This is a genomic window from Kovacikia sp. CALU 1929, from assembly GCF_056784235.1.
The window spans coordinates 146,347-165,927 of the sequence record NZ_JBXBCF010000056.1 but is presented as its reverse complement, the minus strand read 5'-3'; the positions used below and the strand labels follow the sequence as shown (position 1 = coordinate 165,927).

At 51.3% G+C, this 19,581-nt stretch carries 19 protein-coding genes and 1 pseudogene; 7 read left to right on the top strand and 13 right to left on the bottom strand.

Annotated elements, in window-relative coordinates; translation table 11 throughout:
• Nucleotides 1-373: ABC transporter transmembrane domain-containing protein (locus AC1S52_RS06605; protein WP_482028220.1), on the bottom strand; the 373-nt coding region annotated here is incomplete at its 3' end.
• An 87-nt stretch (nt 374-460) separates the two neighbouring features.
• Between AC1S52_RS06605 and AC1S52_RS06600 the strand changes: the two genes are divergently transcribed.
• From AC1S52_RS06600 to AC1S52_RS06570, 7 genes and pseudogenes are all read left to right on the top strand, one after another.
• Nucleotides 461-1,474 carry a glycosyltransferase family 2 protein gene (locus AC1S52_RS06600; protein WP_482028219.1) on the top strand — a complete coding sequence of 338 codons (1,014 nt, stop codon included), beginning with the start codon at nt 461-463 and terminating at the stop codon, nt 1,472-1,474.
• Nucleotides 1,475-1,764: 290 nt separating this feature from the next.
• A complete protein-coding gene (locus AC1S52_RS06595; protein WP_482028218.1) occupies nt 1,765-2,199 on the top strand; it encodes a hypothetical protein in 435 nt (144 codons plus the stop codon).
• An 11-nt stretch (nt 2,200-2,210) separates the two neighbouring features.
• Nucleotides 2,211-3,188 (top strand): HlyD family secretion protein, encoded by a 978-nt coding sequence (locus AC1S52_RS06590; RefSeq protein ID WP_482028217.1) that lies wholly within the window; start codon nt 2,211-2,213, stop codon nt 3,186-3,188.
• Nucleotides 3,188-3,250 (top strand): annotated as a pseudogene (locus AC1S52_RS06585) (hypothetical protein); the annotation flags it as partial. The gene AC1S52_RS06590 and the pseudogene AC1S52_RS06585, both read left to right, overlap by 1 nt.
• Nucleotides 3,251-3,622 (top strand): efflux RND transporter periplasmic adaptor subunit, encoded by a 372-nt coding sequence (locus AC1S52_RS06580; RefSeq protein ID WP_482028222.1) that lies wholly within the window; start codon nt 3,251-3,253, stop codon nt 3,620-3,622.
• A 1-nt stretch (nt 3,623) separates the two neighbouring features.
• Nucleotides 3,624-4,940 carry an ABC transporter permease gene (locus tag AC1S52_RS06575; RefSeq protein ID WP_482028216.1) on the top strand — a complete coding sequence of 439 codons (1,317 nt, stop codon included), beginning with the start codon at nt 3,624-3,626 and terminating at the stop codon, nt 4,938-4,940.
• 13 nt (nt 4,941-4,953) lie between these two features.
• The gene (locus AC1S52_RS06570; protein ID WP_482028215.1) at nt 4,954-5,643 is read left to right on the top strand and encodes an ABC transporter ATP-binding protein; all 690 of its coding nucleotides are present in this window, start codon (nt 4,954-4,956) and stop codon (nt 5,641-5,643) included.
• 120 nt (nt 5,644-5,763) lie between these two features.
• Here AC1S52_RS06570 and AC1S52_RS06565 read toward each other — a convergent pair whose 3' ends face one another.
• The 12 genes from AC1S52_RS06565 to AC1S52_RS06510 form a co-directional block, all read right to left on the bottom strand.
• Nucleotides 5,764-6,096 (bottom strand): hypothetical protein, encoded by a 333-nt coding sequence (locus AC1S52_RS06565; protein WP_482028214.1) that lies wholly within the window; start codon nt 6,094-6,096, stop codon nt 5,764-5,766.
• Nucleotides 6,097-6,220: 124 nt separating this feature from the next.
• Nucleotides 6,221-7,762 (bottom strand): bifunctional aminoglycoside phosphotransferase/ATP-binding protein, encoded by a 1,542-nt coding sequence (locus AC1S52_RS06560; RefSeq protein WP_482028213.1) that lies wholly within the window; start codon nt 7,760-7,762, stop codon nt 6,221-6,223.
• A 57-nt stretch (nt 7,763-7,819) separates the two neighbouring features.
• Nucleotides 7,820-8,950: a 1-acyl-sn-glycerol-3-phosphate acyltransferase gene (locus AC1S52_RS06555; protein ID WP_482028212.1), complete on the bottom strand. Its 1,131-nt coding sequence runs from the start codon at nt 8,948-8,950 to the stop codon at nt 7,820-7,822.
• Nucleotides 8,951-9,058: 108 nt separating this feature from the next.
• On the bottom strand, nt 9,059-9,799 hold the full coding sequence (locus AC1S52_RS06550; protein ID WP_482028211.1) for a response regulator transcription factor: 741 nt from the start codon (nt 9,797-9,799) through the stop codon (nt 9,059-9,061).
• 313 nt (nt 9,800-10,112) lie between these two features.
• Nucleotides 10,113-10,667 (bottom strand): outer membrane beta-barrel protein, encoded by a 555-nt coding sequence (locus AC1S52_RS06545; RefSeq protein WP_482028210.1) that lies wholly within the window; start codon nt 10,665-10,667, stop codon nt 10,113-10,115.
• Nucleotides 10,668-11,465: 798 nt separating this feature from the next.
• Nucleotides 11,466-13,442, bottom strand: a complete 1,977-nt coding sequence (locus AC1S52_RS06540; RefSeq protein WP_482028209.1) for an FG-GAP repeat domain-containing protein — start codon at nt 13,440-13,442, stop codon at nt 11,466-11,468.
• A 173-nt stretch (nt 13,443-13,615) separates the two neighbouring features.
• Nucleotides 13,616-13,867, bottom strand: coding sequence for a hypothetical protein (locus AC1S52_RS06535; protein WP_482028208.1), 252 nt, complete (start codon nt 13,865-13,867; stop codon nt 13,616-13,618).
• 211 nt (nt 13,868-14,078) lie between these two features.
• Entirely contained in the window at nt 14,079-14,567 is a 489-nt protein-coding gene (locus tag AC1S52_RS06530) for a helix-turn-helix domain-containing protein (protein WP_482028207.1), read from the bottom strand.
• A 189-nt stretch (nt 14,568-14,756) separates the two neighbouring features.
• Nucleotides 14,757-15,722 (bottom strand): malate dehydrogenase, encoded by a 966-nt coding sequence (mdh, locus tag AC1S52_RS06525; RefSeq protein WP_482028206.1) that lies wholly within the window; start codon nt 15,720-15,722, stop codon nt 14,757-14,759.
• 231 nt (nt 15,723-15,953) lie between these two features.
• Nucleotides 15,954-17,171: an ABC transporter permease gene (locus AC1S52_RS06520; protein ID WP_482028205.1), complete on the bottom strand. Its 1,218-nt coding sequence runs from the start codon at nt 17,169-17,171 to the stop codon at nt 15,954-15,956.
• A 13-nt stretch (nt 17,172-17,184) separates the two neighbouring features.
• The gene (locus AC1S52_RS06515) at nt 17,185-18,513 is read right to left on the bottom strand and encodes an efflux RND transporter periplasmic adaptor subunit (RefSeq protein WP_482028204.1); all 1,329 of its coding nucleotides are present in this window, start codon (nt 18,511-18,513) and stop codon (nt 17,185-17,187) included.
• A gap of 340 nt (nt 18,514-18,853) precedes the next feature.
• Nucleotides 18,854-19,465 (bottom strand): prepilin-type N-terminal cleavage/methylation domain-containing protein, encoded by a 612-nt coding sequence (locus AC1S52_RS06510; protein WP_482028203.1) that lies wholly within the window; start codon nt 19,463-19,465, stop codon nt 18,854-18,856.
• Between the last annotated feature and the right edge of the window lie 116 nt (nt 19,466-19,581).

Genomic DNA, 19,581 nt, shown 5'->3' with positions numbered 1-19,581 from the left:
CCAACCGCACTGCATCTGTCACCGCCTGCACATCATCGGTCAGGGTTGCCAGTAAGCGGGGCACACCCAGCTTTTCCAGATGTGCCAGTTCTGAGGCAAGAATTTGACGGCTGAGGTTGAGGCGCAGTTGAAAAATCGCTTCCTGCGCCAGTCGGATCAGCATGACCTGGGAAAAGACACTGGTAATCAGAGAAACCAGTGCCAGCCCTACAAATGCCCAACCAATCCCAGCCAGATTGACTGTTTCCTGGCTAATCGCGTGACTGATCAGGGCAATCAATCCGGCGCTGCTACCACCACTAAGGAACCCTGTGAAGACAGCGATCGCCACCATTTTCCAGGACGATCGCAAAAGAAAAAGGATCAAATTCATAGAGCAGTTTTCAATTTCACGAGATTGGGGGCAGATTCGCCGGAACCTTTACACTAAGATAATGATTGCCCTAATATCTTTGCATTGATGGACAGATTTCCTGCCAAAATGCTTCCTAGTTTTTCTATCATTCTTGAAACTGAGAACCTGGTTAATGCCGATCTAGAGGGATTGTCGAAGTCCCTTGCTTCCCTCGTCAATCAGGATATTTCCCCCAGCCTTGCCAGAGAAGTTCTGCTAATTGATAGCGGCGATGTTCCAGATGAATTGCGGCAGCAGTTGTGCGATCGCTACCCCTGGATTACAGTAAAACCCGCTCCCGCAGGGACTGGATACTACGAAGCAAAGATGCTGGGTGCCCAACTTGCCACCGGCACGGTTGTTGTCTACGCAGACTCTGACTGCATCTATGAACCGTCCTGGTTGAAAACGATCCTCACCACCTTTGCCCAGGATGGTCAAGCCCAGGTCGTTGCGGGTGAAACCACAACCCGCGGGGTAGGTCCCTACAGCACCGCGATGGCGCTCACCTATATTTTTCCCCAGTTCTCAGGCGAAACCTCCCTCGCTCCGACCTCCCAATATTTCCTCAACAATGTTGCCTTCCGGCGACAATTCCTGTTAGACCATCCCATCCCGACGGGTCTACCGCTCTATCGGGGTAACTGTGTCATTCATGCCTGCGATTTGCTGAAAGACGGGTTTACCATCTGGCGACAACCCCAAGCGCGTGCCACCCATGCTCCCCCCAATGGCTTGTCCCATTTCTTCTGGCGGTTTCTGTTGATTGGTCACGATTATTACTGGCAAAATCGTCTTTTGGCTAAAGCGTCCGATCGCGTCAGTGAAGAGAACGCCTCCGATGCCTCCGGTAAGGAGTACCCTAACCCGATGCGTGGACTGCAAGGGAAAATTCAGGTGTTCTTCGAGCGGCTTCAGCGGATGGTGAAGAACGAACCCCAGCATTTGATTTATTTACCCCTCTCCGTTCCGGTTGCGGTAATCTCTGTGCTGCTTATCTACACCGGGAATGGAATTACCTCCTATAAGCCAGATTATTTGCTGAAGGTTTACGATCGCATCCTGGGCGAGGCAATGTAGTCGTAACAGGGAATGGCTCATAGGCAGAGCTAAGTAGGCAGGTAGAATCAAATGTAGGATGGGTTATCGATAGCGTAACCCATGCGGGTGTTGGGTTTTGTGCCTCAACCCAACCTACAAAGGTTTTATATTTAATTAGGACTACCTACTTACAAGCGTTCGACGTATCACTACCAAAATTACAAAACTGTAATTCAGGGAAAGGGAAAGCTGTCATTCTGATCTGGCTCAATCAAGAGCATAGACATCAGATTAATTGGCTTCTCATTCTTAACCTGAAGAGGTTTGTCATGGTGATTCGTCGAATGTTGGTGCTGGCAGCCGTTCCGTTGATGATAGGGGCGTGTAATGCTGCCGATGCGGGCAATACTCAGTCCGATGGGAATGCGCAAGATTTTGCTCAAACCACTGAGCAGCAGGGGAAACCCAAAAGAGAACGTCGCCGGATTGACTTTGCGGCAGCAGCCCAAAAGCTAGGGGTGACGGAGAGCCAGCTCAAACAAGCGCTGGATGTACCGGCTAACCCGCCCAGTCCTCCGCCTGAGGGGCGTTCCCCTGACGATCGCCCCCGTCGTCCCCGCATGGATATTCCAGGTGCAGCTCAAAAGCTAGGGGTGACGGAAGAGCAACTGGTGGAAGCATTAGGCATTCGTCGCCGTCGGGATGGCAACCCCTCCACGCCATCTAAGGAATCTCAAAGTATGTCAGAGGCGATTGTCGTCTAAGGAAGGCTCCCATGACCCTAGATTCTCCCCAGTCCACTGACTGGATGCTCTTACCCAAGGGCTTGCTCAAGCATCGGTCAACCAAATGGCTGATCGGATTAGTGCTGCTGGGTTCAATGGCAGGCGGTGGATACCTTGTCTATCGTCAAACGCTGGTGAACTCGCGTCAGGAAGCCCGCCGCCAGATGCAGACGGTTTCCGCCGAGCGAGTTACGTTGCCCATCACCATCTCAGCCAACGGCACGATTCAACCCAAGCAGTCCACCAATGTCAGTCCCAAAAATTCTGGCCGGCTGCGGAGCTTGCTGGTCGAAGAAGGCGACTACGTTCAGACGGGGCAGATTGTGGCATATATGGACGACTCAAATCTGCAAGGGCAATTGGTCCAGGCGCAGGGTAGTCTGGCGGCGGCTCAGGCAAATTATGAGCGGGTCAGGGCGGGCAACCGTCCCCAGGAGATTGCCCAGGCAGAGTCACGCTGGCGAAGTGCACGGGCGACCTTGAGCCAGGCACAGGCAGATCTAAGCCGTTACGAACAACTGTATGCCGCTGGGGCAATTTCTGCTCAGGCAGTGGATCAGTACCGGACTACCCGCGATAATGCCCAGGCAGCCGTTGATGAGGCGCAACAAGCACTCAGGCTGGTTCAGGCTGGTAGCCGTCAGGAAGATATTGACCAGGCGCGGGCGCAGGTGACTCAGGCACAGGGCAGCCTCAAAACGGCGCAAACGCAAATTGAAGATATGATTATCCGCGCTCCGTTCAGCGGCATTGTCACTCGCAAGTTTGCCGATCCGGGGGATTTTGTCACCCCAACCACCTCCGGCAGTGATGTTTCCTCTGCGACCTCTTCGTCAATTCTGTCGCTGGCTTCTGCCTATCAAGCAGTGGCAAACGTTGCCGAAACCGATATTAGCAGGATTCAGGTGGGGCAGACGGTCGCGCTCAAAGCGGATGCTATTCTGATAAAACCTTTCAGGGCAAAGTAGCCCAGATTGCGGCTCAGGCAACCGTGACCTCCAATGTCACCAGCTTTGAAGTCAGGGTGGATATGGCAGATCCAGAAAAGCGCTTACGCCCTGGAATGAACGTGGATGTGGAATTTAATGCGGGCAAGTTGAATGATGTGGTTGCCGTCCCAACGGTGGCGATCGTGCGGCAGCAAAACGGCAGCGGGGTCATGGTGATGGGCGAAAACGGCAGACCCCGATTCAGACGCATTGAAACGGGAGCCACCGTCGGTAACCAGACCGAGGTCAAGTCTGGCTTAGAAGAGGATGAGCAGATTTTGGTCAGCGCTCCCCGGCAACCGTCTCAGCAGGGTGGCGGCAACCGTTCTCTGATACCAGGTCTGGGGGGCAGCGGTGGCAGGAACCGGGGTGGTATGGGTGGTGGCGGCGGTATGAGAGGAGGTCGTCCGTAGTATGAAAATCCCGACTCCATTGCGTCCCCGTTCAATCTCCAAAAAACGTCCACTGCCTTCTGCGCCTCCGCTGCGGGTTAGTTCAGTTTCCTGGCTCGAAATTTTGTCAATGGCGATCGAGGCATTGTGGAGTAACAAACTCCGCACCTTGCTGACCATGTTGGGCATTATTATTGGCATCACCGCCGTGATTGCCATTACCTCGATTGGGCAGGGGGCACAGAAAGCAACCGAACAGCAATTACAGGGCTTGGGAACTGACATTGTGCAGGTCATGGCGGGGGCTGCCCGCAGCGGCAATGTCCGGCAGGGGGGTGGTTCTGCCTCTACCCTGACCTTGGATGATGCGGAGGCAATTCAAGCCCAGGTTCTGGCAGTCGATCGCGTATCTGCCTACCTGCAACAGACAACACAGGTGACTTACAACCAGGCAAATACTTCCAGCAACATTATCGGAACGGATGAGAACTATCCCCTTGTGAGAAACATAAATCCTCAGGAAGGGCGGTTTTTCACCCAGGAGGAGTTTGATAGTGCCAGACCCGTCGCGATCCTGGGTCCAACAGCACGGGATGAGTTGCTAGGGGCTGGCAGTAGGGGGGTTGGTACCAAAATCCGTATCCAGGGGCAGAGCTATGACGTGATCGGCGTGATGGAAGCGAAAGGAGGGCAGGGATCCTCAAACCCGGATGAGCAAATTTATATCCCGTTAACGAACATGTCAGCGCGGTTGGTGGGAAACAATGCCCTGGCAGGAATTTCGGTGCGTGGCATTTATGTCAAGGTAAAGAGCCAGGACCAGCTAGATGCCGCTATTTTTCAAATTACAAATTTGTTGCGGGTGCGCCATAATATTTTTCCGCCAGAGCCGGATGATTTCCGGTTGGTAAACCAGGTGGATATTATCAACACGTTGACCAGTACGGTGGAAATGTTCACAGTTATGGTAGTAGCGATCGCCGGGATTTCCCTGGTGGTTGGCGGGATTGGAATTGCCAACATCATGCTGGTGTCAGTGGTTGAGCGAACCCGTGAAATTGGGATTCGGAAGGCGATTGGGGCAACCAATGCCGCTGTTTTGAACCAGTTTCTTGCCGAAGCCGTCATGATTGCGATTATGGGAGGTGCCATCGGAATCGGCTTGGGAGTTGCGATCTCCTTCGGTGCTTCTACCGCCTTCAGCTTCCCCTTTGTCATCTCCCTCTGGTCTATGATTGCAGGCTTCGGATTGTCCCTTATCGTCGGACTCATTGCGGGTGTCATCCCCGCTCGGAATGCTGCCCGACTCGATCCCATTGCCGCACTGAGAAGTGATTAAGGAGACTCAACCAATGGCAACCATGATCTGGATGGAAAACATTAAGAAGAACTATCACCTGGGAGAAATGGAGGTTCCAGTTTTGAAGGGGATTGACCTCACCATTGAAGAAGGCGAATATGTCGCCATCATGGGGGCTTCTGGTTCAGGCAAGTCCACGCTAATGAATATTCTGGGTTGTCTAGATCGCCCCACCTCCGGGCATTACTTCCTGGAAGGACGCAACCTGAATACACTAACGGTTGATGAGCTTGCTTACATTCGTAACCAGCGGATTGGCTTCGTATTTCAGCAGTTCAACTTGCTGTCGCGCTCAAGCGCACTGGAGAACGTCATGCTGCCAATGGTTTACGCCAACATTCCCAAACCAAAACGGCGCAAACGGGCGATCGAAGCCTTGACCAGAGTGGGACTGGCAGACCGGTTACACAACCGCCCCAATCAGCTTTCCGGGGGACAGCAGCAGCGAGTGGCGATCGCCCGTGCCCTGGTCAACCGCCCTGCTCTCGTTCTGGCAGATGAACCAACCGGTGCACTGGATACCGAAACATCCCAGGAAGTCATGAGCTTGCTGACAGACCTGAACCAGCAAGGCATCACCATTATCATCGTCACCCACGAATCCGACGTAGCCGCACAAACTGAACGCACCATCCATGTCAAAGATGGCTTAGTCATGCAGACGCCTTCTGCCCAGATCTAACTCAGAATCATGCGTATGCCTACCGCTTCTTGGATTCGCAACCGATGTCAGCCATCCCCCATTCAGCAACTCTCAACTCAAAACTCTCAACTCAAAACTCCCCCATCCCTCCGCCCCTCCTCACTTCCGGCGAAACAACCAACTCAACCGCCTGGGTGCCCGGATTGGACGTAACCTGCCAAGCCCTCGCGTTTTGCGGAAATGAACCCGTCGGGTAGGCAGTTCAGGCGTTTCCGCATCTTCTACCTCTTCCTGAATTGCCGATTTGTCCGGCGACTCATCTTCCTTCGCATTCCACCAGGCAGCGATAACCGTTACCGCACCCGCCACTAGCGCCCCAAATGCAATACTGGCAACCCAGCTATAGCCCAGCATAAAGAACCCGATCATGAAATAGATCCAGTACCTTGCGCCAGTGGGGATGCCTGCTTTCCAGTCTGGTTTGAATCCCATAATCTGAGCAAAACTCCTGCTCTCTCACCACCGAGGTGGTGCTGAATAGCAGTATGAATTAGAACGAAGTTTCAATTCATACAACTCTCCATTCATACCCAAAATCAGCAACGCCCACCACCGATTACCTGATTGCTGCCACCTTCCCCAATTCTGTCCTCAAATCCTGGGTGGTGTCTAATGTGGTGAGGTAAGATTTTTCCTGCTCTGTAAAGGGTTCCATCTGCTGTTTGGGCAACAGGTCAGCCGTAGCATCAGAGATGTCACCCTGACGCTGGTGCAGACGCGCTTGCAGGACTTCCAGGGGTGCATCGCAGTGAATTATTTGGAGCGGAATCTGGTGGGTTTGGCTCTGGGTCATGACTGCCTGACGCAGTTCCTGCCGATCATACTTTGCATCCAGAATCACGCAGTAGCCCTGGGAAGCGAGGGTGATGCCCAGTTGCAGGAGGCGATCGTAGGTTTTCTGACTCATCTCTGGAGTGTAGAGTTCGGAACTGCCGCGTGATTCCAGGGCAATGCCTGCCAGATGCTTACGGACAGCATCTGAGCGAATGTGGATAGCACCGGATTTCTCCGCCAGTTCGCGGGCAACAGTGCTTTTACCAGAACCGGAAAGTCCCGCCATCAGGGTCAGCCTGCCCTGGCTGGGTTGGGTATATTCCCATGCCAGACGGTAGTAGCGGGAGGCAGTTTCGCTGGATTCCTGTTTCACGGCGGCGGGTATGGATGGGTCATCCAGCAAAAAGGAGGTGACTTTTGCCCGCACGTAGGACTGACGGCTGAGGTAGAGGGGTAACACCTGCAAGCCTTCCCAGTCGCCCGTTTGCTCAATGTAAGCGTTGAGAAAGCGGTGGCTGAGGTCATGCCGATCGCGAGCATCCAGGTCCATGATGATGTAAGCAATGTCAAACATGACATCGACAAACCGAAATGGCTCATTGAACTCAATGCAGTCAAACAGCAGAATCTCGTCATTCCAAAGGGCAATATTTCTCAGATGCACATCGCCGTGGCATTCCCGAATCCAGTTGTTTTCAATCCGTTGGTTGAACAATGGTTCCTGTTCGGTAAACAGGCGATCGGTATAGGCGCGCGTTTCATCAAACTGCTGCTGGGTTTGGGGACCACCAATATATTTCTCGGTTTGCTCGTAGTTCTCATCAATGGCTTGCCGGATCTGAGCCACCTGCCCAAAGCTACGAATATAGTCGTTGGTTGCACCTTTGGCGTGGAACTGAGCCAGCACCTGAGCCAGTCTTTCCAGTAGTTCGGAGGTAATTTTTCCCTGCTCAAACAGATCACTGAAGAGGGTTCCGGCAGGAAACTGGCGCATTCTGACGGCGTACTCTACGGCTTCCTCGGTGCCACCAAGCTGGTAGCGATCGCTCAAGAGGGCGATCGCTACCACATCCAGGTAGAGTTCCGCTGCACCGCGCTGGTTTAACCGCAATTCTTCCTCACAAAAATGCTTTCGCTTTTCAAGAGTAGAAAAGTTTAAAAAGCCAAAGTTAACAGGTTTTTTGACCTTATAAGCATATTCCCCAGTGAGCAAAACATAGGAGACGTGCGTCTGAACCAGTTGAATTGGTTCGGTTACCGGGTGAGGATAAAACCCAGGTTGTGTCATCTGTTGAATCAAAGGAGGCAGGTGAGTTTCAGTCATGGTGTAAAGCCCTTGCAGTCACGCCAGCATCCTTCACCATACCCTAGAGTCGCTGCACTATTCCCCCTTTACATGCTCCCTTTCCAGAGTCTTGATGCCCATCAGGCTAGTAGCCTGCCCCCTCCGCTTCATTGTTTTCCGCAGGTGCTCAATCGTTGCTTGCAGGCGCGATCGCAGCCCTTCTGCCATCTGATAGTTCAGCGCCCGCCTGGAAAGTGTCCCTACACCTGCCTCCCCTGGTTCAGGAGAAGGATCATGGAAATGAAATGTCTCCCCATCGCCCGATTTTCCCGTCTCCCCCGCTTCTTCCCAGGGGCACCAGACGGACTGGACAAAATACTGCAATCGGGTTCGCACTGCCCAAACACCCAACGATGGAAACAAACAAAATGCCAGAATCAGTGGGGAAATGGGAAACATCGGCAGGTTTAACCACTGTGCCAACCGCCGCACGTTGAAGGTAAAAGGATGAAGGGATTCATTCCCCATACAAATCACGGGCACAATAGGTACCCGATAGCGCAAACTGAGCCGAATAAAGCTGGGATCGAAGGTCGAAAGCTGATAGCGCTGCTGCCAGCCTTTTGCCAATCCGCGCCAGCCTTCGGGCGCATAGAGCAAAATCGCTCTATCTGCGATCGCGGTCTCAAAGCTTTGGCGCTCTGCCCGCACGCCCCCCAGTACCTGTGCCCATCCTGGCGGCAACCACCACGCTAACCAGGGATGATCGAAAAAAATAGCATGAGCCAGAGGTTGAACAAACCACTCCCGCTGTTGGGATAGGAGCAATCCCAAACCAACAAAGTCCCACGGGAAACACATTCCTGCGTGGTTCATGGCAATAATTAACGGTCCTTCCTGGGGCAGATTTTTAATTTCCCACAGGCTTCCTCGAAAGTAACGCTCCATGATAGGAGCCAGGACCTCTCGCTGAAAGGCATTCTGGTAATCTGGATCAGGTTCAATGTCCTGCCAAACAGGCGCTCTGCCCCCAAGTCGCAGCCAGCGAATTGCCAGCGCCAGATAAAATCCGCCGGGCACTAAAAACAGTCCATACTCAAACCATCTCCAACCCTCTGGATCAGCTTTGTAGTGCTGCCAATGCCGGTTAAATAGGATTAACCAGCCAGGGGGGTACCACAGGCAAAACCAGTCAAACCAACTGAATCGATAGGGAGGGATGGACACCGTTACACTCAAACCAGATCCCGCCAGTAGTACTGTGCTTAAAGCCGAGCCGAAAAGCCTTAACTACCAAACCCCAGTCCTACCATCAGGAAAGTTTCGGAGCGACTTTTAACCTGCCAGAGACTCTTCGCTTTCTGGATTGGAAGCAGAAGCGGGGAGTTCCAGACAATAACCAGCACCGTACACCGTCTTAATATAACGGGGATGACGAGGATCCGGCTCTAGCTTAGTTCGTAAATGACGAACATGAACTCGGATGGTCTCAATATCATCATCGGGGTCATAACCCCAAACTTCCTTCAAAATTTCGCTGGGAGAAACCGTTTGCCCGTGACGCTGAAGCAAACAGTGAAGTAGCTCAAACTCCAGATGGGTGAGCTTAACCGTCTGGTCAAACCAAATAGCTTCAAACCGCTCTGGTACAAGGGTCAAAGGACCATAATTCAAAATTTCACTATGCTTGGCAGCTTGAGGAATACGATCAGTCCGACGAAGCAGTGCCCGCACTCTTGCCAGCATTTCCTCAATTTCAAAAGGCTTGGTCAGATAATCGTCGGCTCCTGCATTGAAGCCATCAACCTTATTTTGAGTCTGACCCAAGGCAGTCAACATCAGCACCGGAATATCAGCCGTGCGCTCATCTCGACGCAAGCGCTGGCAGATGGTGAAACCATCGACCTTAGGTAACATGAGATCCAACATAATCAGATCTGGCTGGATCTGCAAAGCCATTGCCTGACCTTTAACACCGTCGCTTGCCTGATTGACATCATAGCCAGCCATTTCCAGGTTTACGGCTACCAGCTCTGAAATTGAAGGGTCATCGTCTATGACGAGTATCCGAGGCATCATTCAAATGGCTAAGTTTTACAGAGGTGGTTCGCAAAAACCACCAAACACTAAAGTTTCTCTACAAATTATAAGCACGAAATCTAAATCTTTAATAAAGAATGTGTAGTTCATCTCAAAGAATATTGAGAAAGGTAACATGTCTTAACTAAATTTTATCAAAATCAGGGGCTTAATCGAACGTGATTTTCCACCAGTCAACACCTGTAAGACTGGCAAGGGTATGGGAGGGTTCTTTGCAGAGATGCCAAAAAAGGGGTACATGACTGCACCCCTGGAGACATACTTGAACTGAAAATTTTACTTATTAAGGTTAGAAACGGTAGCCAACCCCCGCCTGGAGGCTGACGGCGCTTGCTGGACTGTTTTTGTACGCCCGAATACCTAACTTGGCATCGCCATAAACAACCACATGGTCGCCCAGCCCAGACTCAGCACCGGCCATAACGACAGGGGCATCTTTGTTGCCCAGCGGAGTCGGTTCACCATCCCTTTGGACAAAGGAGTAACCACCCCCGATATATACATTCGTGTTATTAGCAACGGGCACATCATAGGTCAGCATGGGCATAACGGCGCTGTTTCTGTTGGTAAACAAGACCGCACCCCGAACCGATACAGGCGCATTTGGAATGGCAACGCGCCCCTGGATATTGCCACCAAAGGTGGCGGCGTCCCCCTGCTGTCCTCCATTGGTAACACCAGCCGCGACCCCAGCACCCACATAGCTACCATCAAAGGCAATAGGTCTAGCAGAAGCGGCACCAGCGGATAGAAATGCAGGAACAATGAATAGAGCTGACAGCGCAGCGATTCCTGCGGGGAACAGTTTTGAGATTGCGGTAGAAACGTTCGGAGAGCGTTGCATTTTGATGTCCTTCTAGTTCTAGAGTGCGCTATGGTTGGCTAGGTTTTAAAGTTGGAGGAGGAAACCAATAGGTTCCAGAAGTTTGGGTCGCTATCACTAACTAATGCCTAAAACGAAATATGTCTAATATGACTATTATTACTTAATTGGCTTTGAAATCAGAAGAGAGCGTTCACCTATCAGTTCTAGTTAAGGCAGGTAGCGATCGCACGTAAGAAAAGAGATTGAGTTAATAGTCGATCTAAAAACGGCTGAACCTTGTTTCAAGTTTAACGTTAGTCTTTCGTCCAAACCCATTTCCAATGCACTTTTAATCAACTAGTCTGAGCCATTCACTAGTTTAATAAGTAGCTTACCCATAATTTTCCTAAAGCCTCGCAATGGTCTGTTTGTTGACTGGCACACAATTGAATGATTGACCGAATTTAAATTCTGAGTTGAATGGTTCAATGCCAGTCTTTGCTGAAAAATTTTACAAAAACAAACTCAACATCCTGAACTATCTATAGCAGTCCCAAATCAGTTATGAGAGTCAGTGACTTGATGAGAAAGGATTCTTGTGGAACCCTTTCTAGCAACCTAGATAAGGCTCGCTATATCACTCGACCAAATAATTTGCGACGACAGGAGATATTGGTAGAAAAGATTAATGGGAATCCTCCCTCCCAACCCAAGTTAGGATCACTATTTAGGAATGATCGCCTGAGATACAAGCTGTTTTAACCGTGATACCACAGAAAATGATTTCGGAACGAAAATTTCTATCAAATTCTCTGGACAAAGCCTGATGGTAGCTTTCTACGCATTGATCCCATAGACGCGATAGCCACTATCTGCCAGCATGGCGTAGTCAAGCTGGGTAGGGGCTGGCAGGCTGTAGATATAGCCGTAGGACATGATTGAGGGCACGATCGCAGCCGGGTGGGAGAAGTCACCACCATCCTGGGATTGCAGAGGAATATAATCGCCATATACAAGTCTTGAATATTCTCCCTGGAAGGTGGCAGTGGCAGGATTAGCTCGATCTTGTTTGAGGTAGCCTGCCCAGTTCAGCCCCAACAGCCCCAGGGCATGTCCAATTTCGTGAGAAACAACCTGATAAAGCACAATGTCAGGCTGATTTCCATACACGGTAGGGTTAATGGCAATCTGTCCAATCCGTGGCATGACTCCATAGAAAGCGGGTGAGCTGATCCAACCACCAAATTCATAGTCAGGTCCACCCAGGGCAGGCTCTGCGCTTCCCGCCTGATAAAGATTCACAAAAATGAGTAAATCATCGACGTAGCGTTTACTGGTAAAGCTATAGGGTCTGCCCGAAGACGTTTCCAGCCTGCGGAGTGTGCTGTTGAGTTGAAAGTCAACCCATTCATTGGCGATCGCTGCCGCCCAATCATCGGCGGCTTGTTGGGCGATAGCCTGCCGCTCTGGGGTCCAGAAGCCGAGATAATCATTACGGAAATCTAAATCAATATTGAACCGGGTTAGATCGGGAGCATAGGTATTAAAAGCGGCTCCCAGATCGTACACAGCACTCCCAGTCAAACCTCCGGCAAGCGTGTAGGCAACCGTATTCCCCATCAGTCGATCCTGGCTGAAACCATCTACCTCTGCAATAAAGGAGACTGTGCGCGGCACAAACCAGTCGTTAAGGGTGAATGTAATTGAATTCTGAGTTCCGTTACGGATATCCCCATCCGCATCAACCACCACAAATGCACCCGTTGAAAAGGTCAGCCTGACGGGGGCTGAGGGTGCTTGGGTAAGGCGAAGCTGAAACTGCCCCGCATCTCCTTCCTGACCACTAAATCGAAGGTTACTGATGGTAATCGGACTGTCAGGTAACCGGGTTTCTTGAAACGCAATTTGCCAGTCCGCACTGGATTGATCTACCAACACGGCAATACGGTCCAGCTCAAGACCATTCATCAACCAGGTCCCCACCTGTCCTGAAACAGAGTTGCGCCAGACAATATCGACACTGCCATCCCGGTTGAAATCACTAACTGCCCGAATTTCCCAACTCAAGTCAGGCACGGGGATGAGATAGTGGGTACTGCTCACCTGGGACCCATTCATCAACCAGACCAGGTTTTCTCCGGAGAGGTAGTTACGCCACAGAATGTCAGCAGTTCCGTCCTGGTTCAGGTCTCCAGTAGCTTCAACCCTGAAATTAATCCCAGGCACAGTCGGCAAAAACAATCCTGACACCACTCCTGTGCCACTCATAAACCAAATGGTATTCTGCCCGGTTACATAGTTACGCCATAGAATATCTGCCCTGCCATCATTTGTAAAATCTGCAACCCCTTGAGCCTGCCATTGAGTATCACCAAGCGGTGCCAGAAATTCTCCGGAGACCAGGCGAGTCCCATCCATGACCCAGATTGCGTTTTCGCCCGTTACATAGTTTCGCCAGAGAATGTCTGGGTTGCTATTTCCTGTAAAGTCCCCTACTCCTTGGATCCGCCAGTTCAGATCGGTTTCGTCAGCAAGAGTAACGACTGACGATATAGTAATGCCGTTCATCAGCCAGAGAGCAACCTGACCTGACGCAGAATTGCGCCACAACACATCTTCGTGCCCATCTCCATTGAAGTCTGCCCGCAGACTAGAGGTTGGAGGGAACCTTGAAGCAGCCGCCATTGGGCTATCCAGCAGGTTCGATTGTTCTCCAGCCAGGGAAGTTAAGGAGCTGGACAATAACCCTGTGTTAGCAGACGTTTGGTTGTATGAATTAACACCGTCGCTGTAGCTGGTGTAATCAATAGACATAGGATCTAGAAGGGTATATTTGATTACCCTATAACTTTTTTTGAGTTTCTGATGAAAAAAGCATATGTTTTCCGGATAACTTGAAGATGGTTAAATTCTTTATGAAGATAGGGGAGAAAATACGGATGGCGCGCCATGCGGACGAATAAGTGATGTTTGGGCAATTTAGGCAATTAGTGGGTCAAGATGTATCGAGTTAGGATACTCATCACTTCACCGGGAGTCGGACCGGGCATCAGGGGACTCCACTCTCTGACTTCAGCAAAACGGAGACGATAAAGCGTCTGGATAGTACCAGTAACGCCTTGGCGAGAGCCAATCACTAGAATCCGCAGGGATTCTCGCTCTGGCAATGGCTTAACAGCCCCTGTGTCTGGAGCAGAAGCGGGGGTTTCACTGGCATAGATTAGAAAGTTTTTGGACATGGTGATTCCTTAAAAATAAGTTAGCAATCGTTGAAACAATCAACACCACATGCCATTGGGAGCCTTAGTAGCATACTGACAATTTAAGCGTAACAGTGTAAATTGTCAAGAAGGTGGATGGTACCAGACCAGAGATCCACAGATGCTGCTGACCCGGCTGGTTACCCATTCCCTGGTCTATGCCCTAATTTCTATTGCCAATCGTGTCAGCCTATTCCTCCTCATATTGAAATGCCGCTTTCTCGGCAACCAGGGTGAGATAGTTGGATGTGGCACGAGTTGGGTTATAAACTCCCTTTTCCCATTCACTAACGGTTTGCTGACGCACTCCTAACTCTTGAGCTAACTCAGTTTGAGTCATGCCCATGTGCTGCCGCAAAGCTCGAATCAGTTCCCCATTCCACTGCACAATTCCATCAATCCGCTGTACTTTGTACACAGGAGGCGGTTTGCTAAAAGTCACCTGTTTCGCGGTCAGATTGACTGCCAGAACTGTGTAGTCAGCATCCATCCACGCTGATGCCTGTAACCCCCCTTTTTTGCGGTTACTCCACCACCCCCGCCTGCTGTGGGCGGAGTCTGGCAACGGTTCTCCGATTAGCCTTTCGATCTCCGCAAAGGTCAGAGTGATTTGAGGGCGATCGCTCCGCTGCAAATACTGCAACAAGGGACGATATTTACTCTCGCCTTGGATAGACATTTAACACGGTAGCGAGTATAATTTTGGATTAGTCGCTAGTCGCCTTTATTATATATGCCAGTCCTGCCCTTGCCTCAGGCAGAGTACTTCATGGTATAAGTTTTACCCCGATCGGCTGGGAGGTGAGTAGAGGGGTAGAGGGGTGACATCTATCTCCCTCCCTCCTCACTCGCTCATCTCACGCCTGAATTAACCTAACAAGTCAATCAGGCAATCGATGTTTTTGCGTACAGAGTTCGCAGACACATGGAGTGCTGCCTTCTCCTCATCGGTTAGATCGAGTTCCAGGATGTTTTCGATTCCCTGACAGCCCAAACGACAAGGAACACCAATGAAAATGTCCTTTAACCCATATTCGCCCTGGAGGTAAGCGGCAACGGGTAGCAACCGTGCCTGGTTCAGTAGAATTGCCTCCACCATGACGGATGTGGAAGATGCCGGAGCAAAGTAAGCGCTGCCCGTCTTCATCATTTCAACAATTTCTGCTCCCCCATTGCGGGTACGGTCTACCAGGCGATCTATGGTGTCTGCGTCAAGCAGTTCTGTAATGGGGACTCCACCAACCGTGGTAAAGCGAGGTAAGGGCACCATTAAATCGCCGTGTCCACCCATGACGGTAGCGTTGATATCACTGACCGAAACGCCCAACTCCATCGATAGGAACGTTTGGAACCGGGCAGAATCCAATACGCCTGCCATACCCATGACCTGCCGGGGCGGCAGTCCGGTCGCTTTCCAGGCAACGTAGGTCATCACATCCAGGGGATTGGTGACCACAATTAGAACCGCACCGGGGGAATGGACGATCGCCTGCTTTGCCACATCCCAGACGATTTTGCCGTTCGTTTTCATCAAGTCTTCCCGACTCATGCCGGGTTTGCGTGGCAAGCCAGCAGTAATCACAATCACATTAGAATTAGCCGTATCCGCAAAATCGTTGGTGCCAATGATTTTGCGATCGTGCCGCTCAACCCCTCGCGCTTCCATCAAATCAAGTGCCAGTCCTTGAGGGCGACCTTCTATGACATCCAGCAAAACCACATCTGCCATGTTCTTTTCAGAAATGCGCTGCGCCAGGGTGCTACCGACATTGCCTGCCCCAATGATAGTGACGCGGGCAGTGGCACAGGCAATCAGGGGTGGACGTACAACCATCGGTTTGACCTTCTATTTCTATCTTGTATATTCCAAAAGGGCTTATGTAGCCATTATGGCTGTGTTTACTTTGCCTGAGTGGAAATGAAAAAGAAGGTTAACGGATTTGGGAAGGAGGAAGTCAAGAGTTGAGAGTTAAAAATTGAGAGTTAAAAATCGTCCTAAATCAGGTGGGTATGGCTACATAATTAACAACTAACAACTAACAACCCCTTACCCAGTTGCACCCCTCTACAGGCTTCTGAGTGCCTCGATTGGGTCTAGTTTTGCGGCTCGGCGGGCAGGAAAAACGCCAAAAAACAAACCGATACTGCCGGAAACACTGACTGCCAGGGCGATCGCTTCGACTGAAACCGTCGCTTGTAGGGGGGTGTAAATCCCGACCACGATGACTGCACCCACCCCCAGCACGGTACCAATGACACCGCCGGTCAATGCCAGAATGACGGCTTCAATCAAAAACTGTTGCAATACATCTGCCTGGGAGGCTCCAATCGCTTTCCTTAAACCAATTTCTGAAGTCCGTTCGGTTACGGATGCCAGCATAATATTCATGATTCCGATGCCACCCACCAGTAAGGAAATTCCAGCCGTTGAGGCAAGCAGAATTGTGAGGGCACCGGTCACGTTATTGGCAGCATCCAGGGTTTCCTGCTGGTTGCGAACTGTGAAATCATCTGCACCGGAGATTTGATGGCGTACCCGCAATAAATTTGTAATCTGGTAAAGGGCAATGTCAACATTGGCTTCATCCAAAGCACTGACTGAGATACTGTTGACCGAAATGCCTCGTGGTGAAGTACGCCCTGCGATCAGGGTTGCCATAGTGCTAATGGGAACGTAGGCAGCCTCATCCTGGTTACCACCGCTGGATGCTCCCTTCTCTGCCATCACACCCACAACCTCAAAACCAATGTTGTTGATCTGGATGCGTTCTCCTAGGGGAGAGCGATCGCCAAACAAATTTTGTGCCAGTTGCGCCCCTAATGCCACCACCAATCCATTGGTGTCTACATCTGCCGGGGTTAGAAAGCGCCCATCCCGAACGGGAGTATTGCGCACCACCGAGTAAGCAGCCGTTGTGCCAATCACACTGGTTCGGGTCGCATTACCCAGAGAAGTAATCAGCTGCTGACCTGATATTTGAGGTGCCACATCCTTGACTGAAGGAATTTGCTGAGCGATCGCCTCTGCATCAGCCAGCATCAGCGTATTGCCACCCCCCTGGGAACCACGACGGGCATCCCCTGTTGAAGGAAAGATGAACAACAGATTAGTGCCCAACGCCTGTAACTGCTCAGTCGTGTATCGTTGTGCCCCCTGTCCCACCCCAATCATGGCAATCACGGAAGCATTCCCAATGATGATGCCCAGCACCGTCAGCAGGCTACGAAGCCGATTCGCTGAGAGGGTCTTCAGTGCAATACCAATGCTTTCAGAAATATCCATCCCTCTGCCCCCTTTAGCGAAATCGTAATGACGGACTCCGCTGTTGACCACCCGCATTTCTTCCCTGATTTTGATTCGGTACGTAGACAAAAACTTTGTCACCCGGTTCCACTCCCTCAATTACTTGAGTCTGGTCGCCCATCGAAACACCCACAGTGACTGGACGAAACTGGGGTCTACGATCGCCCTCGGCAACCAAAACCCCGGTCTGCCCTTTTTCCGACACAATTGCCACCGCAGGCACGACCTTTGCATCTTTGATGCGATCGCCGACAAAGACCAGGCTCACATTCATTCCCGATTTCAGTTCGTTCTGTCCCGTCTTCAGGGCAACTCGTACTTGAAACGAGGTCACATTTTGGTCCACCACTGCCTCGGGTGCCACCAGTCGCACGCTGCCGTTAAATGGCTGCCCCCGGTATGCCTCGGTTTCAACTTCGACCGACTGCCCTGGACGAATTTTGCTGATACTGTTTTCTGGAACCTTTGCCACCACTTCCAGGTTGCTGGCGATCGCCACCACCGAGGTCGAAGTGGCTGAAGAGGTGGCTGAAGCCGAGGTCGTAGGGGTGACAAATGCTCCAACACTGGCGTATTTCTGGGTGATGATGCCATTGAAGGGGGCACGAATCACCGTATCGTTAAGGTCAATCTGAACCTGCTGCACCTGTGCGGTTGCCTGGGCGACAGCCGCTGCCGCATCGGCAATATCTTCAACCCGGTTGCCGCTACGAATTTGCTCCAGGCTTTCCTGGGCAATCTTCAAATCCGCCAGTGCCTTGCGTTCGTCCGTCGCCACCCCATCATAGGCATCTTTAGAAATGGCTCCCTGCTGATACAGTGCCCGATTGCGGGTAATCCGGTCCCTGGCTAATTGTGCTGCTGCCAGGGCAGAGTCTAACCTTCCCTGAGCTTGGGCAATTTCCTCTGGACGGCTACCATTACGGGCTTTCAAATAGCGGGCTTGCGCCTGGGACAGGGTGGCTTCTGCCTGCGCCAGTCGGGCTTGCAATTCCTGGTCTTCCATGCGGGCAATGACCTGCCCCTTCTGAACCCGATCGCCCTGGTCAACCAACAGTTCCGCCAGCCGTCCAGAGTTTTTGGGGCTGAGATTGACGGATTGAATTGGTGTTACCGTTCCACTGGCTTGAATCCGGACATCAAGATCCTGCACTTTCACGGGCACAGTCATTGCCCCGGTGTTTCTGCGTGTTTTTCTGGGTGCGATCGAGCGGTAGGCAACCAAGCCTCCCACTGCCAGTAAACCTACCAGCGCAGACACCAGCACAAAGCGGGGAACTTTAAGCGAACCCACCAGCGGAATTTGTTTAAACGCTTTCATCAAGTCAACTGGGATGGGAGTATTGGCAGTAGGCGACCACAGCTACATCCAGATTAGACTGATTACTCAGCAAATGGGTTCAAATATTATTTAGCTTAGACCGATTACCTTGTCCCCAGGCTCAGCCTGGGAACACTGAATTGAGAGGCTCTTGCCTCTAGCGCTGATAGAGGCAGAGCCTCCAGGTTTGACATTCCCAGGCAAAGCCTTGGAACGAGATATTAGCTAAGGGACTCGCAAACTAATAAAGTCCCAACGTCATTCCCGCGCAGGCGGGAATCCATTGTGGAGCAGCTTGTCTAGCGGGTACTTTATTTTGGGGCACATCCCTAAAGTCGAGCTAAGGACAATTCGCGCCTTCTGCCAATCTGGTTGCACCCAACAGAGTATTTACAATAACGCAACGTCTGGTGTCAGTTTGAGTCGCGGGAACCCTGCCACTGGAAACCGTGACGGCAAATCCCTGCTCTGAAGAATTGGGAAGGGCAGCAAACTGATTTACGGGAATATTGAGCAGGTTAGAGGACTGTGCAACTGCGCCATTGCCATCAAAGACAATCTGGTTATTAATGTTTGTCCTCATCCGGAGGGCATTACTTGGCGTATCGCCAGATCCTAGCGCCTTCCAGTTAGAGACGCTGTTGAGCGGGACTGGGAAGGTTGAGGCGCTTCTGAATGGGGCAGATGTGACTCGGGGAACTCCATTAGGAGGGTTGACATCAAACACAACAACGCGGGCAGTACGGCTAGTCCTGGCTTCGCTCTGTGCCTGTCGCAATACTTGGAGTACCTGCTCACGACCGGATGTAATCCGCTGGCGACTCAGGAATGCCTCCCAGCCAGGGGCAGCGATCGCAAACAAAACGCCAATGATGATAATGATGACCAGCACTTCAATCAGGGTAAAACCCGCAACTGAGCGCTTTGGTTTAGAACGTAAGTAAGGCTTCATTATCATCCTCCGATCTGGGGTCTGTATAGTGCTGATTCTCAGGGGTCAAAGGATTTGGGGTTAGGAGTTTTCAGTTGAAAGGTTTAAATCAGAAATATTCATTAATTCTTAACTCT

What these genes read in the sequence shown, in the direction of transcription:
- AC1S52_RS06600 (WP_482028219.1), top strand. Translation starts at nt 461, where the DNA reads ATGGACAGATTTCCTGCCAAAATGCTTCCTAGTTTTTCTATCATTCTT.
- AC1S52_RS06510 (WP_482028203.1), bottom strand. Translation starts at nt 19,465, where the DNA reads ATGAAGCCTTACTTACGTTCTAAACCAAAGCGCTCAGTTGCGGGTTTT.
- AC1S52_RS06560 (WP_482028213.1), bottom strand. Translation starts at nt 7,762, where the DNA reads ATGACTGAAACTCACCTGCCTCCTTTGATTCAACAGATGACACAACCT.
- AC1S52_RS06515 (WP_482028204.1), bottom strand. Translation starts at nt 18,513, where the DNA reads ATGAAAGCGTTTAAACAAATTCCGCTGGTGGGTTCGCTTAAAGTTCCC.
- AC1S52_RS06565 (WP_482028214.1), bottom strand. Translation starts at nt 6,096, where the DNA reads ATGGGATTCAAACCAGACTGGAAAGCAGGCATCCCCACTGGCGCAAGG.
- AC1S52_RS06530 (WP_482028207.1), bottom strand. Translation starts at nt 14,567, where the DNA reads ATGTCTATCCAAGGCGAGAGTAAATATCGTCCCTTGTTGCAGTATTTG.
- AC1S52_RS06550 (WP_482028211.1), bottom strand. Translation starts at nt 9,799, where the DNA reads ATGCCTCGGATACTCGTCATAGACGATGACCCTTCAATTTCAGAGCTG.
- AC1S52_RS06595 (WP_482028218.1), top strand. Translation starts at nt 1,765, where the DNA reads ATGGTGATTCGTCGAATGTTGGTGCTGGCAGCCGTTCCGTTGATGATA.
- AC1S52_RS06520 (WP_482028205.1), bottom strand. Translation starts at nt 17,171, where the DNA reads ATGGATATTTCTGAAAGCATTGGTATTGCACTGAAGACCCTCTCAGCG.
- mdh (WP_482028206.1), bottom strand. Translation starts at nt 15,722, where the DNA reads ATGGTTGTACGTCCACCCCTGATTGCCTGTGCCACTGCCCGCGTCACT.
- AC1S52_RS06540 (WP_482028209.1), bottom strand. Translation starts at nt 13,442, where the DNA reads ATGTCTATTGATTACACCAGCTACAGCGACGGTGTTAATTCATACAAC.
- AC1S52_RS06570 (WP_482028215.1), top strand. Translation starts at nt 4,954, where the DNA reads ATGGCAACCATGATCTGGATGGAAAACATTAAGAAGAACTATCACCTG.
- AC1S52_RS06590 (WP_482028217.1), top strand. Translation starts at nt 2,211, where the DNA reads ATGACCCTAGATTCTCCCCAGTCCACTGACTGGATGCTCTTACCCAAG.
- AC1S52_RS06575 (WP_482028216.1), top strand. Translation starts at nt 3,624, where the DNA reads ATGAAAATCCCGACTCCATTGCGTCCCCGTTCAATCTCCAAAAAACGT.
- AC1S52_RS06535 (WP_482028208.1), bottom strand. Translation starts at nt 13,867, where the DNA reads ATGTCCAAAAACTTTCTAATCTATGCCAGTGAAACCCCCGCTTCTGCT.
- AC1S52_RS06580 (WP_482028222.1), top strand. Translation starts at nt 3,251, where the DNA reads ATGGCAGATCCAGAAAAGCGCTTACGCCCTGGAATGAACGTGGATGTG.
- AC1S52_RS06545 (WP_482028210.1), bottom strand. Translation starts at nt 10,667, where the DNA reads ATGCAACGCTCTCCGAACGTTTCTACCGCAATCTCAAAACTGTTCCCC.